The sequence below is a fragment of the Micrococcus sp. HG099 genome (assembly GCF_024723355.1).
Lineage (GTDB): Bacteria > Actinomycetota > Actinomycetes > Actinomycetales > Micrococcaceae > Micrococcus > Micrococcus endophyticus.
On record NZ_JANQCJ010000058.1, the window covers coordinates 1 to 13,220 of the forward strand.

A 13,220-nucleotide genomic window follows, 5' to 3' on the forward strand; every position below is an offset into this window, starting at 1 on the left:
AGATGTGTATAAGAGCCGGCGCGCCCCCCGCCCGCCGAAACCCCAGGTCACGCGGGAGGACGCACGCGCGGGCCCGCCCGCCCCGCATGCCACACTGGCCGCGTGACCCCCGACCGGACGCGCCCCGTCCCGCGGGGCACCGTGCCCGCTCCGCGGTGCGCGCCGTGCTGGCGGCGCTGGCCGTGATGGCGGCGCTGTTCGCCGTCGTCGTGCTGCTGCTGGCCTACGGGCCCGCGCGCTGACGCCCCCTTCCCCACCCAGGAGCAGCCATGTCCCCCGCGGACCCCTCGCCCCGCCTGCCGGCGCGGCCGTCCGCCTCCCCGGCCGCGGTGGCCGAGGCCTTCGAGGCCGCGTGGAACGCCGCGGACGCCGACGCGCTGGCGAACCTGTTCGCGGAGGACGCCGACTTCGTCACCGTGCTGGGCGTCTGGTGGACCCGGCGGCGGCAGATCCGCCTCGAGCACGCGCGCGGCTTCCGGTGGATGTTCCCGGAGTCGCGCCTCGAGATGGACGAGGTGCGGGTGCGGGACCTCGGCGACGTGGCCGTCGTGCACGCCCCCTGGACCATGACCGGGCCGGGCGTGGGCGGGGAGGCCGGTGAGGCGACGGGCTCCGTGGGCGTGCGTGAGGCCGGGGGCGACGGATCCGGCGGGGGCGACGGCGAGCGCACCGGCGTGCTCCTGCTCGTGGTGCGCCGCGACGAGGCCGGCGCCTGGGAGGTCGTGGCCGCGCAGAACACGGACCGCTCCCCGGAACCGCGCCCCCGACCCGCCGACGAGGACGACGACGACCTGCTGGCGGAGGTGCACCCGCACCCGTCCGCGTGGCTCCACCCCGACGACGGCGGCCCCGCCGCCGGCTGAGCGCGAGGCCCAGGCGGGGGTGTGGTCAGGAGCCCGTCCCGCCCCGGCTCCCCTCCCCAACTCCCCCCTCCCCTTCCCCTTCCCCGGGGCGAGCTGTCCTGCAGATGGCCGGTATGAGCGCTCAGAAGGGGCTCTTGACGGCACTCTGCAGGACAGCTCGAGGAAGTGGGGGCGTGGGAAGCAGTGGGACAGCGGGCGCGGGTGGGGACGACGACGACGACGGCGTCGCGCGGGGTCAGTCCTCGAGGCAGCGGTCCTCGGGGTCGAGCACGCCCACGATCCGCTTGCCGATCGCGGCCAGCTGCTTCACCTGCGCCCGCGTGAGCGGGTCCAGGACCACGCGGCGGACCTCCTCCACGTGGCCCGGCGCGGACTCCTCCACCACGGCGCGACCCTCGGGCGTGAGCACGGCCAGGGTGTAGCGCCCGTCCGTGGGGTCCGGGGTGCGCTCGACCAGGCCGCGGCGCTCCAGGCGCGTGACCACCTGGGACAGGCGCGGCAGCGAGCCGGCGGAGAGCCACGCGAGCTCGCTCATGCGGCGGGTGTCCCCCTCGGACTCGGAGAGGTTGGCCATCACCGAGTACTCGAAGTGGGTGAGGTCCGCGTCTCGGCGCAGCTGGGCGTCCAGCGCGGGCTCGAGGCGCATGGTGACGCTCATCAGGGCGAGGAACGCGCGGCGCTCCTCCTCATCGAGCCAGCGGGCGGAGTCGTGGGGCATGGCTCCATGATAGCCCCACCGCCCCGAATATCCCTTGCACCATGAACTCAACCCGCGTACAATCGAGTTCAAGCGTGAAGCCATTGACCGTCGTCGTCCAGGAGGACACCATGACCACCACCATCCAGGACCCCTGGGCGCAGCCCACCCCCGCCGGCGCGTACGACGACCTGCTCGTGCGCGCGCTGCCCCTCACCCGCGCGCAGCGCCGCTGGGAGCCGTCCGACGGACCCCTGCCGTCGCTGTTCGTCAGCCACGGCGCCCCGCCCACCCTGGACGAACCGCAGTGGCTCGCCGATCTCTTCGACTGGGCGCAGTCCATGCCGAAGCCGCGCGCGATCGTGATCGTCTCCGCGCACTGGGAGGACGCCCCCGTGGCCATCTCCTCCGCCGCGGCCGGCACCCCGCTGGTCTACGACTTCGGCGGCTTCCACCCCCGCTACTACGAGCTGCAGTACGCCACCCCGGACGCCACCGACCTGGCGGCGCGCGTGGCGGGCGTGGTCGGCCAGGGCCGCCCCGGCTCGGTGCACCAGACCGGCCGCGGGCTGGACCACGGCGCCTACATCCCGCTGATGGCCATGTACCCGGACGCGGACGTGCCCGTGGTGCAGGTGTCCATGCCGTCCATGGACCCCTCCGCGCTGCTGGACCTCGGCGTGAAGCTGCGCTCCCTGCGCGAGGAGGGCGTGCTCGTGATCGGCTCCGGCTTCATGACGCACTCGTTCGCCGCCATGCGCGACCCCCGCCTGTTCGGCCACGTCGACGCCTTCGACAAGTGGGCCGCCGAGATGACCCACGCCGGCGACGTCGACTCCCTGATCGGGTACCTGGACAAGGCGCCCGGCGCGCGCATCGCCCACCCGACAGCGGACCACTACGTCCCGCTGCTGCTCACCATGGGCGCCGCGAACGACCCCTCCAGCGCGCGGACCGTGTTCGACCGCTTCGTGTTCAGCAACCACATCCGCAGCTTCAGCGTCGACTGAGCCCCGGCAGGGAGGCGCCTTCGACGCGGGCCGACGCACGCGCCCCTCGCGCCGTGCCGCGTGCCACACTGGCGAGCGTGACCCGACGTCCGGATGCACCACCCCCGGCCGACCCGCGCACGCGTGCGGCCCTGCGCGCCGTGCTCACGGTCCTGGCCGTGATGGCGGTGCTGTTCGCCGCCGTCGTTCTGACGCTGGCCTACGGACCCGCCCGCTGAACCCGCCCTTGCCCGATCCAGGAGCAGCCATGTCCCCCGCGGACCCCACCGCCGACGTCGCGGCCCGACCGACCGGCCCCGCCGCGGTGGCCGAGGCCTTCGCGGCCGCCTGGAACGCCGCCGACGCCGACGCGCTCGCCGACCTGTTCGCCGAGGACGCGGACTTCGTGAACGTGGTGGGCGTGTGGTGGAGGCGGCGTCGGCAGATCCGGGTGAACCACGCGCTCGGCTTCCGCTGGATGTTCCCGGCCTCCCGGCTCGTGCTCGGGCAGGTGCGCGTGCGCGAGCTCGGGGACGTGGCGGTGGTGCACGCGCCGTGGACCATGACGGGGCAGACCGCGCCCGACGGCGACGAGGCCGGCGAGCGCACCGGCGTCCTGCTTCTCGTGGTGCGCCGCACCGAGGCCGGGGCGTGGGAGGCGGTGGCCGGGCAGAACACGGATTCCGTGCCCGAGGCGCAGACCCACCTGGCCGACGACGAGGGGCTCGCCGCGGTGCACTACCACCCGTCCGCGCGGTTCGACCCCGACGAGGACCCGGACGGCCCGGAGGCCTGCTGAGCGGCGACCGGCTCACGCCACCGTCAGCAGCCGCACCCAGTCGTCCTCGACGCGCTCCCCGCCGACCACGAACAACGTGGAGAGGTGGCCGGCCGGCACGTCGCCGAGCCGCTCCGTGACGGGCGTCTCGGGGGTCGCGGCGGTCTCGTACATGGCGTAGCCGAGCAGGGTCTCCGGGGCGTCGGCCGCGGCGCCCACGAGCACGATCCGCTCCGCGTCGGCGATCCACGCGGCCACGTCGGCCGCGCTCAGGCCTGCAGCGCGGGGTGCAGGTCCTTCATGCGGAACCGGCGCCGGCGCCGCACCACGAGCACATCCAGGGCGAGCGCCGCCGCCCCGACGCCCATCAGCACGACCACCGGCACCCAGAAGTGCTGGTCCAGGCCGCCGGAGATCGCGGTGCGGAACGCCTCGATGGAGTAGCTCATCGGCATGAACGGGTGCAGTGCCCGGAAGAAGCCGGGCAGCACCTCGGCCGGGTAGGTGCCGCCGGTGGAGGCCAGCTGCAGGATCAGCAGGACCAGCAGCAGCGCCGAACCGGGGGTGCCGAGCGCCGTCTGCACCAGGTGCGCGATGAGGGAGAACACCACGGCCACGAGCACCGTCAGGGCCACGGCCCGCACCGGGTGCACGGGGGCCAAGCCCAGCGGCAGCGTGGCGGCGAGCATGAGCAGGCCGCCGCCCACGGCCACGATGCCCACGGGCAGCCACGCGGCCAGCGCGATCGCCACCGGGTTGCGGCGCCCGGCCAGCAGCCGCCCGCTGATGGGCCGCATGATGTTGAACGCGGCGATGCCGAACACCCACAGCGCGATGGAGAAGAACATCGGCGCCATGCCGCGGCCGTAGACCTCCGCGGAGTTGTCCACCTGCATCACGGCCTCCACGGGCCGGGACATCACCAGGGCGGCTTCGTCCCGCTGATCCTCGGTCAGGGCGGGGACGCGGTCGACGCCGTCGGAGAGCCCGGAGGCGAGCTCGTGGGCGCCGTCGTCGAGGGTGCCGAGGCCGGTGTGCAGCTCCCCGGCGCCGTCCTGGAGCTGGGCCAGGCCGCCGTCGAGCTCGGTCGCGCCGGACTCCAGCTGCCCCGCACCGTCCTGCAGCGTCAGCGCCCCGTCGTGGAGCGCGGCGTTGCCCTCGGCGAGGGTGGTCGCCCCGTCCGTCAGCTCGCCGAGGCCGGACTGCAGCTCTCCGGCGCCGTCCTGGAGCTGGGCCAGGCCGCCGTCGAGCTCGGTCGCGCCGGAGCCCAGCTGCTCGAGGCCGTCCGCGAACTTCCCGGCGCCGTCGGCGAGGGAGTCGGCCCCGTCCTTCGCCTCACCGATCCCGCCCTGCAGCTTCTCCGCGCCCGCGGCCACGGCGTGGGCGCCGTCGTTGAGGTCCGTCAGATCCGCCTTGGCGGAGGCGGCGACGTCGTCCTCGACGAAGCCCTGGACGCGCTCGTTGGCGGCCGCGGAGGTCGCGGCGGCCTCCTCGGCGCGGCCGGCGACGGCGGTCACCCGCTCGTCCGCTCCGGTGAGCGCCTCCTGGAGCGCGGCGTACTGCTCGGACTCGGCGAGCGTCGGGTCCTCCTCGGCGAGCGCGGCCAGGGCGGCCTGCGCATCGGCGATGCGGGCGCCCGCGCCGTCCCCGGCCGTGCCGGCCACCTCGGCGACCCGCTGGACGTCCTCGTCCACCGCCGCGACGTCGGCGGCCACCGCGTCCTGCCGCTCGATCACCCGGTCCAGGCCGGGGACCACCGTGTCGTAGAGCTGCTGGGTGCCGTCGGCCACCTGCGTGGCGCCGTCGGTGAGCTCGGCCGATCCGGTCTGCAGCTGGGCCAGCCCGTCGGAGAGGTCCGTGGCGCCCTGACGCAGCGCGGGGGCGTTCTCGGCGAGCTGCCCGGCGCCGTCGGCGAGGGCCTGGGAGCCCTCGCGCGCCTGGTCGAGCCCGTCGGCCAGACGGCCGGCCCCGTCCTGCGCGGACGCGGCGCCCTCGGCGAGCCGCTGGGCGCCGTCGTCGGCCTGGGCGGCGCCGTCCGCGAGGTCACCCGCACCCGTGGCGAGCTGGCCCGCGCCCTCGGCCAGCCGGCCGGAGCCGTCGTGGGCCTGGACGATCCCGTCCTCCAGCTGGCTCGCCCCGTCCTCCGCGGAGGCCGTGCCGTCGGCCAGCTGTGCGGCACCGTCGGCGGCGTCGACCATGCCCGACCGCAGCTCGCCGAGGCTGGAGAAGACGGACTCGAAGTACGCCTCGATCGCGGACCGGTTCACGGCGGCCTCGACCTTGGCCTGGCTCGAGTTCGTGACGGAGCCGATCACGAAGCCGTTGGCGTCGTCCCGGCGCAGGGTGATCTGCGCCTGCTGCGGTGTCCCGCCGCCCTCGGGGCTGACGAGGTCACGACTGAGCTCGGCGGGGATCTCCAGGACGAGGTAGTACCGGCCCTCCCGCAGTCCCTCCTCGGCCTCCTCGCGCGTGGTCTCGCGCCAGTCGAAGGCGTGGTCCTCCTTGAGGCGTTCGGTCATGTCCGCGCCGGTGCGCAGCGTGGTGTCGCCGCGCTGGACGGGCTCGTCCTCGTTGACGATCGCCACCGGCAGACGGTTCATGGCCCCGTAGGGGTCCCAGTTCGCGGACAGGTACAGGGCGCCGTAGATGGCGGGGACGAGGAGGATGAACAGCAGGGCGAGCAGGGGCAGGCCACGGCGGAAGCGTCGCAGCTCGTAGCGGAACAGCATCAGTTCTCCCGGACGGGGGGCAGGGTGAGGACGACGGCGTCGCGCGGCACGGGCGCGGAGGCCACGGCGCTCACCGCGAACGGGTGGCCGTGGTCCTTGAGGACGTCCAGGGCCGCGTGGAGCGCGACCAGCTCATCGAGGGTCAGGGTGGCGTCCACGTCGTCGAAGGTGACGAGGCGGGCCGGGCGCAGGCAGGCGACGACGGCGGCCAGCAGCGCGCGATCGGGCGCGGACAGCTCCCCGACGACGGCCTCCGGCGCCACGGTCAGCCTCACCGCGTCCGCGAGGAGGGCGAAGCGCGCGCGGCCGGCGCGGCGGCGCACGCCGTCGGCGAGACAGCGCTCGTCCACGACCTCGGCCGCGGTCAGCGCCGGCTCGAGCTCCACCACGTCGGTGGTGTGGGCGATGGCGGTGCGAGCGCGCAGGGCGTACGGGTGGCGCGTGGCGTCGATCAGGGGCCGGTACGCGCGGGCGGCGGGTCGCTCCGGCCCGTCCAGGGCGACGTCCACGGGGCCGGCGGTGAGCACGAGCTCACCCCGCACGCCCTGCAGGCGCCCCGTGAGGGCGAGCAGCAGGGCCGAGCGGCCCGAGCCCTGGGTTCCGAGCACGGCCAGGTGGGTCTGCGGGGGCAGCACCAGGTCGAGGGGGCCGAACACCGGCCCGCGCCCGCCGCGCAGGGTCAGACCGCGCGCCACGAGGGTGGCGGGCGGGAGGTCGTCGAGGTGCGCCGGGACGGGGGCGGGCCCGGGGCCATGGTGATCGGCGTCGGTGGGAGTGGAAGACATAGGCCCTCTTTGCCGAGTCGAGGCGGATTCAGTACCATCGGTATTCAATACCATCGGCATCGAGAGGGCAACATGGCCACCCGACCCCGCCGCGAGGATGTCCGCGCGGCGATCCTCGACCACGCGGCCCAGGTGTTCGGACGGGAGGGCTACGCGCGGTCCTCCCTCACCCGGATCGCAGCGGAGGCCGGCTACACGAAGGGTGCCGTCTATTCCGGCTTCGCGGGGAAGCCGGACCTCTTCGCCGCCGCCTGCACCGTCCAGTTCGAGCGGGCGACCACCCGGGCCATGGACGGCGTCGCCGACGCCCTGGACGATCCCGACCTGCCGCGCGAGGACCTGGTGGCCCGCGTGGCGGAGGCCCTGGCCGACGTCGTGCTCGAGCCCACGGGCTCCTGGCCCCTGCTCCTCCACGAGTTCCAGTCCGTGGGCCTGCGCGAGCCCGCCGTGGGGCGGGCCTACCGGGTGCTCACCGTCCGGCGGCGGGACTTCCTGGCCGGCCTGCTGCGCGAGCACCGCGTGCTGGCCGACGTCCCGGAAGCGCAGGTCACACACACCGCGGCCATGCTCCTGATGCTCGTGCACACGCTGACGGTCGAGCGGCACCTGGCCCCGGAGGACCTGACGGTGGACGATGTGCGGGACACGCTGGCCGCGGCCGTACGCTCCCTCCTGCCCTGACGCCTGCGCGCCGGCCCTGCCTCAGCCCAGGGTGCCGGCCACACCGCGCACCAGCGCCACTGTGCCCCCGACGCCGGCCAGGCAGATCGCGAGGACGCGCGCCTTCGCCGGGTCCACCCGGCGGGCCACCACCGAACCGAGCAGCACACCCAGCGGGCCGCCCGCCATCACGGCGACCCACACCGGCCACGGCACGTGCAGCCCCGCGGGCACGGCCCCGTCCCCCTGGGCGGTGGAGCGCTGCTGCAGGCCCAGGACGGCGGCCACGGCCACCAGCACGGAGGACCCCAGGAGGATCTCGAGTGCGAGGGCGTCCAGGACCCGCACGGCCCACGCCCCCGCGAACGAGCCGGCCACGAGCAACGGAGCGAGGCGGATGAAGCGCGGCCAGTCCACATGCCTGTGCAGCATCGCGAACAGCAGCACCGCGGACACCGAGGCGGCCACGTTGGACAGCGCCGCCCGCGCCACCGGGCCCAGGAGCAGGGACAGCGTGGGTGCGGCGATCATGCCCACACCCATCCCGCTCACCCGCTGGAGCGTGCCGCCCAGGGTGATCGCCGCCAGCGCGACGACGGCCGGCAGCCACACCAGGGAGGGGTCCATGCGGGCAATATGCCGGAGCCGGGGGTGCCCGTCGGCCCTGGCACCCGCCCGTGACGGGTGCGCATGCTGGCCGCATGGCCCAGCACAGCTCCACCCCGTACCCGCTCGTGATCGTGGGCAGCGGCCCCGCCGGCGTCAGCGCCGCCCGCGCCTACGTCGACGCCGGGGGGCCCGGCCCCGTCCTCATGCTCACCTCGGACGTGGACCACCCCTACGAGCGTCCGCCGCTGTCCAAGGAGCTGCTGCGCGGCACCGCCGAACCCGAGCCGACGGTGCTGGACGAGCTGCCGGGCGCCGTCGAGCTGCGCCGGGGTGTGACCGTCACCCGCGCGGACCTGGGTGCGCGGACGCTGTGGGCCGCCGAGGAGCCGATCCGCTTCGAGCGGCTCATCCTGGCCCTGGGCGCCCGTCCGGTCCCCCTGCCGGACGTCGAGGCCGGCGCCGAGGTGCACCTGCTGCGCTCCTTCGCCGACGCCCGCCGCCTGGTGACGTCGGCCGGGCACGCGCGCTCCGCCGTCGTGGTGGGATCGGGGTTCATCGGCTGCGAGGCGGCGGCCTCGCTGGCGCTGCGCGGGGTGGGGACCACGCTGGTCACCCCGGACGAGGTGCCGCAGCAGGAGCGGCTGGGCCGGGAGGCGGGCGAGCGCATCGCGCAGTGGCTGGTGGGCGCGGGCGTCGAACTGCGCACCGGCGTGCGGGTCTCCGGGGTGCGCGCCCCGCGCACCGTCCACCTCGACGACGGCGCCACGCTCGCCCCGGACCTGATCCTCGCCGCGGTGGGGGTCGAGCCCGGCGGCGGCTGGCTGGCGGACTCCGAGCTGACCGTGCACGAGGGGCGGATCGTGGCGGACGAGCACCTGCAGGCGGCACCGGGCGTGTGGGTGGCCGGGGACGTGGCCCGCGCGCACCACGCCGTGGCCGGGCGGCCGGTCCCCGTGGAGCACTGGGGCGACGCCCTGAGCATGGGCGAGGTCGCCGGGCACAACGCCGCCCACACCGAGGTCGGCGCCCCGGACGGCGCCGGGCAGGCCTCCGCGCAGGCCCACGAGGCGACGGCGGAGGCGGACACCCTGCGGGCGTGGGAGACCGTGCCCGGGTTCTGGAGCACCATCGGCGAGCACACCCTCAAGCACTGCGCGTGGGGCGACGGCCACGAGCAGGCCCGCATGGTGGAGCGCACCGGCGGGTTCACGGTCTGGTACACGGACGCCGAGGACCGCGTGGTGGGCGTGCTGACCTACAACGCGGACGAGTTCTACGAGCGCGGGCGGGAGCTCGTGGCGGCGGGGACGCCGTGGGCCGAGGTCCGCGGCTGACGCCGGGGGCGGGGGTGCCGGGGCCGCGGGGGCGGCGGGGCTCAGCCCAGGCTGAGCAGCCGCACCCAGTCGTCCTCCACGCGGGTGCCGCCCACCACGAACGTCCGCGCGCCGATCTTCTCGAAGCCGAGGCGCTCGTAGAACGCGTTCGCGCGGGCGTTCTGCGCGTTGGTGCCGAGCCAGACATGCCGGAAGCCGAGGGCCTCGAGGCGGGCGACGCCGTCGCGCACCAGGGCCTCGGCGAGGCCGGTCCCGCGGGACTCGGCGAGGACGTACACCTTGGACAGGTGGCCGGCGGGGGTCTCGCCCAGGCGCTCGACGACGGGCTCCTCGGCGGTGGCGGCGGTCTCGAGCATGGCGTAGCCGAGGACCTCGTCCGGCGCGGTGCCGCCGACCAGGACGATCCGCGCCGGGTCCGCGATCCATGCCGCGACGACGCGCTCGTTGAGGTGCTCGTCAATGTGCGCCTGGATCACCTCGGGCGGAAGGGAGGCCGGGCTCGCGTCCCCGAAGGTCGCGGCGGCGACGGCGGCGATGGCGGCGGCGTCCTCCGGGCGGGCGGGGCGGACGTGGGCGGGGCTAGGGGTGGAGGCTGGCGGCTGGGGCGTGGACGGGCGCGGGGGCGTGCTCATGCTCGGACCGTAGCCGGGTGCGGGCGCTTCGGCGGTTCCGTTGCGTTGCGCTCACGACGCGCCGCGCCGCCGTCGGCGCGACGGCGAGTCGTGAGCGCAACGCCCCGCGGCGAGGGGCGACGTCAGGCCAGGAGGCCGACGATCCCGCGGAGGAGGGCGACGCTCGCCCCGACGCCGGCCACGCAGATGGCCAGCAGGCGCGCCCGGGAGGGGTTCACGCGGGGGGCGATCCGGCTGCCGATCAGCACGCCGATCGGGCCGCCGACCACGACGGCCGTCCAGACCGTCCAGTGGACGTCGACGCCGGCGGGGACCGCGGTGCCGAAGAGGGACTTGGTGGCGAGCGAGGTGAGGTTCGCGAGCAGGAAGATGGGCTGCAGGGTGGCCGCCCAGGAGCGCTGCTCCCAGCGGCTGGCGACGGCGTAGACCGCGAGGGCCGGCCCGGCCACCGCGGCGGTGGTGTTCATGAACCCGGCCGCGGTGCCGGCCAGGGCCGCGGGAGCGCTGCCCGAGGCCGTGAAGCGGCGCTGCAGACCGAGGGAGGCCGCGATCGCGACGAGCACGGAGCCGCCGAGCAGCACCTCGAGGGCGTGCACGTCCAGGCTGCGGACCGCCCATGCCCCGGCGAACGAGCCGACGATGAGCAGGGGCGCGAGGCGGAGGAATCGGCCCCAGTCCACGTGCCGCCGCAGCAGGGCGAACAGCAGGACCGCGGAGACGACGGCAGCCACGTTGGCCAGGCTCACGCCCGCGACCGGTCCCAGGAGCAGCGAGAGGGTCGGCCCGGCGATCATGCCCACGCCCATGCCGCTGACCCGTTGGAGCGCGCCGCCCACCATCAGGGCGGCCAGCGCGATCAGAGCAGGCACCAGCATCACGAGCGATATGTCCATGGGCGCAGTATGGCCCAGGCGGGCGCCGCCGTCGGCCCCGGTGAGGACGACGACGGACATCCACCACTTTCGTGCGGGAAACGGGACCCCATCACTTTCGTGCGGGAAACGGGACCCCATCACTTTCGTGCGGGAAACGGGAGCCTCCCAGCTGAGCATGACGACGGCGGCGCCCGCCTGGCCCGATCAGGGCGCGTCCGGGTCATCAATGGGGCCGGTGCAGCCCCACGCGGACGGGTCGGCCGCGCAGTCCTCGGCCACGTTGCGGGTGACGGTGCGCCAGATGTCCGCCGTGACCGGGGCCGCATCCAGGGTGATGGTGCCCGGAATCAACACCCAGTCCCCGTCCGCCTCCCGGTACTCACCGATGTACACCGTGGTCAGCGTGACCGTGTACTCCCCGGTCTCCTCGTACACGTGGCTCGTGGGCGTGGCGGTGTTGAACTCGGCCTGGGCGTGGCCGCCCACGTGCGTAACCCGCGGCGCCGTGCCGTCTCCGTAGTTCCAGTGGAAGGACACCGGAGTGGCGCGCAGCTCCACCGGCACCCCGTTGATGGTCGTGGAGAGCGTCTCCACGCCGGCATCCGTGTAGAAGTTCGTCTCCGCGTTGCGCACGCCGCGGCCGGCATTGTCGGACTCGATGGTCGGATCCAGCAGCAGGAGGGTGCGGATCTCCTCGAGGGTGAACGACCGCGCCCCGCCGGCCCCGGCCACCGCAGAGGTCGTGCACTCGGTCGGCCCGAAGGCGGAGTTCTCGTAGTCGACGCTGGTGTCCGTGCTGACCGGGATGATCCACTCCCCGCCCTCAGGGCAGAACCGGTCGGTCTGCTCCTGGCACGTCCCGAGGTCGGCGTTGCCGGCCTGGTTCGGGTGGCACGCGCTGGCCATGTGGGTCTTGATATGGGCATTCTTACTGCCCGTCCCTATCGACCGGGGGGCCGAATGTTGGCCGAAAAGAGATTTCGGACCACTGCACAGATTGCTAGCTTTCAGACCGCCTTCATCTTGGTTAGTGCTCGCCTTAGTTGGCTGACAAGTTGTGTCATATCCATCACTGGCTCGCTCACTTGGGTCCTGAGCCGTAGAGGGCTGCGCAAAGAGAATCAACCCACCCAGCAGAGAGATAGCGGCCAAACTTTTTAGAGTCGAGAATCTCGTGGCGCGCATCAGTCAGACTGCCCCTTGAACTCCGCATCAGTGACAATCCAAATATTGTCGTCCTCCAGGTACTCGGTTGCCACGATCCACGGGCTCTTCTCGCGCACACCTGAATCCGACCCAGGAACCTCCTGCCCACTTTCGTCAAACACGACTCCTGGGTCAAAATTGACAAGGAGTGTGGAAATATAGCCACCGACAGAGGGCCTTGCAATTTGTGAATCTACTTCAGGATTGGTCCCAGTCGACCATCCGCCGTTCTTGTAGACATCCTTCGTAGAGCCGCTCCAGTAGGCGCAGAACTGGCAATCTCTAGCAGAAACGTCATCAAATGCAGTCGAGTCGCCGGTCTGGTCCATGTAGTCCAGAGCAGCCCACCAGTACTCCACCGCCGCCTCGGCGCCCTCCTGGGTCTCCTCCCTCATCACTGCCGGCATCTCGGGCTTGGGCACGTTCTGCGCAGGACCCTCCGCAGACGCCGGCACATAGGCGCCACCACTGCCCGAGGACTCCGCAGCGGCCGTCGAGCCGACAGACCCGCTCGGCGACGTCGTCGGGCTGGACTCGGCGGACGGGCTCGGCGTGGTCGCCTCGGCGGAGCTCGACGGCGAGCCGGCCGGCGTCGACGAGGAGCTCTCGGCCGGCTCGGATCCTCCGCCGCAGGCCGTGAGCAGCAGCACCAGACCGGCCCCGAGGGCCCCGACCTGGGTCAGACGATGACGGCGCAGCACGCGCCGGGGTGCAGTGAAGGACATGAGCCCCCTCCTCCAGAAGGTTCCGTTCTGTGAACCGTCGGGCCCCGCGCTGATCCCGCAGCGCGCCCTCCCACGGGCTCAGGGGGCCGACCTGCCCCGAGTGTACGCAGACGCCCCCACCCCGCCACAGACTTCTCCACAGCCCGCCGAGACGGCCGCCCACACCGGCCCGCGCCGGCATGCACCGCCACCCGATCGCGCGATGCAATCGAAATGCGCGGCATTTCGATTGCATCCGTCCCCGGGGACCCCGCCTCAGGCCCCGCCCGCAGACTCGTGACACCCTGGACGGATGAGCGAGCGCACCTCCGAGCGCAGCCCCGAGCCCGCCTCCGAAC

The 13,220-nt window shown here is 73.9% G+C and carries 16 protein-coding genes; 7 read left to right on the plus strand and 9 right to left on the minus strand.

Features of this window, described 5'->3' with window-relative positions; genetic code table 11:
* Window positions 1–86: 86 nt before the first annotated feature.
* Window positions 87–242, plus strand: a complete 156-nt coding sequence (locus NWP10_RS06650) for a hypothetical protein (protein ID WP_184173105.1) — start codon at window positions 87–89, stop codon at window positions 240–242.
* Window positions 243–269: 27 nt separating this feature from the next.
* Window positions 270–863 carry an SgcJ/EcaC family oxidoreductase gene (locus NWP10_RS06655; protein WP_258300309.1) on the plus strand — a complete coding sequence of 198 codons (594 nt, stop codon included), beginning with the start codon at window positions 270–272 and terminating at the stop codon, window positions 861–863.
* Window positions 864–1,098: 235 nt separating this feature from the next.
* Here the strand turns inward: NWP10_RS06655 and NWP10_RS06660 are convergent, their stop codons facing one another.
* Window positions 1,099–1,581 carry a MarR family winged helix-turn-helix transcriptional regulator gene (locus NWP10_RS06660; RefSeq protein ID WP_258300310.1) on the minus strand — a complete coding sequence of 161 codons (483 nt, stop codon included), beginning with the start codon at window positions 1,579–1,581 and terminating at the stop codon, window positions 1,099–1,101.
* 41 nt (window positions 1,582–1,622) lie between these two features.
* On the opposite strand from NWP10_RS06660, the gene NWP10_RS06665 reads away from it, so the two are divergent.
* From NWP10_RS06665 to NWP10_RS06675, 3 genes are all read left to right on the plus strand, one after another.
* Window positions 1,623–2,570, plus strand: coding sequence for a class III extradiol ring-cleavage dioxygenase (locus NWP10_RS06665; RefSeq protein WP_234404079.1), 948 nt, complete (start codon window positions 1,623–1,625; stop codon window positions 2,568–2,570).
* A 77-nt stretch (window positions 2,571–2,647) separates the two neighbouring features.
* Window positions 2,648–2,788: a hypothetical protein gene (locus NWP10_RS06670; RefSeq protein ID WP_017488522.1), complete on the plus strand. Its 141-nt coding sequence runs from the start codon at window positions 2,648–2,650 to the stop codon at window positions 2,786–2,788.
* Between the two features lie 29 nt (window positions 2,789–2,817).
* Complete coding sequence (locus NWP10_RS06675; RefSeq protein ID WP_309137708.1) at window positions 2,818–3,348, plus strand: SgcJ/EcaC family oxidoreductase; 531 nt, start codon at window positions 2,818–2,820, stop codon at window positions 3,346–3,348.
* A gap of 12 nt (window positions 3,349–3,360) precedes the next feature.
* Here NWP10_RS06675 and NWP10_RS06680 read toward each other — a convergent pair whose 3' ends face one another.
* Genes NWP10_RS06680 through NWP10_RS06690 form a run of 3 tightly spaced genes read right to left on the minus strand, consistent with a single transcriptional unit; the run spans window position 3,361 to window position 6,841 of the window.
* Window positions 3,361–3,585: a hypothetical protein gene (locus tag NWP10_RS06680; RefSeq protein WP_258300311.1), complete on the minus strand. Its 225-nt coding sequence runs from the start codon at window positions 3,583–3,585 to the stop codon at window positions 3,361–3,363.
* An 11-nt stretch (window positions 3,586–3,596) separates the two neighbouring features.
* Entirely contained in the window at window positions 3,597–6,056 is a 2,460-nt protein-coding gene (locus NWP10_RS06685; RefSeq protein WP_258300312.1) for a YhgE/Pip domain-containing protein, read from the minus strand.
* Entirely contained in the window at window positions 6,056–6,841 is a 786-nt protein-coding gene (locus tag NWP10_RS06690) for an ATP-binding cassette domain-containing protein (protein WP_017488526.1), read from the minus strand. Before NWP10_RS06690 ends, NWP10_RS06685 begins: the two co-directional genes overlap by 1 nt.
* 72 nt (window positions 6,842–6,913) lie before the next feature.
* Between NWP10_RS06690 and NWP10_RS06695 the strand changes: the two genes are divergently transcribed.
* Window positions 6,914–7,522, plus strand: a complete 609-nt coding sequence (locus NWP10_RS06695) for a TetR/AcrR family transcriptional regulator (protein ID WP_017488527.1) — start codon at window positions 6,914–6,916, stop codon at window positions 7,520–7,522.
* Window positions 7,523–7,543: 21 nt separating this feature from the next.
* Here NWP10_RS06695 and NWP10_RS06700 read toward each other — a convergent pair whose 3' ends face one another.
* On the minus strand, window positions 7,544–8,128 hold the full coding sequence (locus NWP10_RS06700; protein WP_258300313.1) for a sulfite exporter TauE/SafE family protein: 585 nt from the start codon (window positions 8,126–8,128) through the stop codon (window positions 7,544–7,546).
* A 74-nt stretch (window positions 8,129–8,202) separates the two neighbouring features.
* Here NWP10_RS06700 and NWP10_RS06705 point away from each other — a divergent pair, with 74 nt between their 5' ends.
* Complete coding sequence (locus NWP10_RS06705; protein WP_258300314.1) at window positions 8,203–9,444, plus strand: NAD(P)/FAD-dependent oxidoreductase; 1,242 nt, start codon at window positions 8,203–8,205, stop codon at window positions 9,442–9,444.
* 41 nt (window positions 9,445–9,485) lie between these two features.
* Here NWP10_RS06705 and NWP10_RS06710 read toward each other — a convergent pair whose 3' ends face one another.
* From NWP10_RS06710 to NWP10_RS06725, 4 genes are all read right to left on the minus strand, one after another.
* Entirely contained in the window at window positions 9,486–10,076 is a 591-nt protein-coding gene (locus tag NWP10_RS06710; protein ID WP_309137709.1) for an N-acetyltransferase, read from the minus strand.
* A 122-nt stretch (window positions 10,077–10,198) separates the two neighbouring features.
* Window positions 10,199–10,969 (minus strand): sulfite exporter TauE/SafE family protein, encoded by a 771-nt coding sequence (locus tag NWP10_RS06715; RefSeq protein ID WP_258300315.1) that lies wholly within the window; start codon window positions 10,967–10,969, stop codon window positions 10,199–10,201.
* A 186-nt stretch (window positions 10,970–11,155) separates the two neighbouring features.
* A complete protein-coding gene (locus tag NWP10_RS06720; protein ID WP_258300316.1) occupies window positions 11,156–11,857 on the minus strand; it encodes a PKD domain-containing protein in 702 nt (233 codons plus the stop codon).
* 278 nt (window positions 11,858–12,135) lie between these two features.
* Window positions 12,136–12,882: a DUF6318 family protein gene (locus NWP10_RS06725; protein WP_258300317.1), complete on the minus strand. Its 747-nt coding sequence runs from the start codon at window positions 12,880–12,882 to the stop codon at window positions 12,136–12,138.
* Window positions 12,883–13,220: the final 338 nt, after the last annotated feature.

Excerpts from the sequence above, each read along its gene's own strand:
- NWP10_RS06650 (WP_184173105.1), top strand. The coding sequence starts at position 87 with ATGCCACACTGGCCGCGTGACCCCCGACCGGACGCGCCCCGTCCCGCG.
- NWP10_RS06655 (WP_258300309.1), top strand. The coding sequence starts at position 270 with ATGTCCCCCGCGGACCCCTCGCCCCGCCTGCCGGCGCGGCCGTCCGCC.
- NWP10_RS06660 (WP_258300310.1), bottom strand. The coding sequence starts at position 1,581 with ATGCCCCACGACTCCGCCCGCTGGCTCGATGAGGAGGAGCGCCGCGCG.
- NWP10_RS06665 (WP_234404079.1), top strand. The coding sequence starts at position 1,623 with ATGAACTCAACCCGCGTACAATCGAGTTCAAGCGTGAAGCCATTGACC.
- NWP10_RS06675 (WP_309137708.1), top strand. The coding sequence starts at position 2,818 with ATGTCCCCCGCGGACCCCACCGCCGACGTCGCGGCCCGACCGACCGGC.
- NWP10_RS06685 (WP_258300312.1), bottom strand. The coding sequence starts at position 6,056 with ATGCTGTTCCGCTACGAGCTGCGACGCTTCCGCCGTGGCCTGCCCCTG.
- NWP10_RS06690 (WP_017488526.1), bottom strand. The coding sequence starts at position 6,841 with ATGTCTTCCACTCCCACCGACGCCGATCACCATGGCCCCGGGCCCGCC.
- NWP10_RS06695 (WP_017488527.1), top strand. The coding sequence starts at position 6,914 with ATGGCCACCCGACCCCGCCGCGAGGATGTCCGCGCGGCGATCCTCGAC.
- NWP10_RS06700 (WP_258300313.1), bottom strand. The coding sequence starts at position 8,128 with ATGGACCCCTCCCTGGTGTGGCTGCCGGCCGTCGTCGCGCTGGCGGCG.
- NWP10_RS06705 (WP_258300314.1), top strand. The coding sequence starts at position 8,203 with ATGGCCCAGCACAGCTCCACCCCGTACCCGCTCGTGATCGTGGGCAGC.
- NWP10_RS06710 (WP_309137709.1), bottom strand. The coding sequence starts at position 10,076 with ATGAGCACGCCCCCGCGCCCGTCCACGCCCCAGCCGCCAGCCTCCACC.
- NWP10_RS06715 (WP_258300315.1), bottom strand. The coding sequence starts at position 10,969 with ATGGACATATCGCTCGTGATGCTGGTGCCTGCTCTGATCGCGCTGGCC.
- NWP10_RS06720 (WP_258300316.1), bottom strand. The coding sequence starts at position 11,857 with ATGGCCAGCGCGTGCCACCCGAACCAGGCCGGCAACGCCGACCTCGGG.
- NWP10_RS06725 (WP_258300317.1), bottom strand. The coding sequence starts at position 12,882 with ATGTCCTTCACTGCACCCCGGCGCGTGCTGCGCCGTCATCGTCTGACC.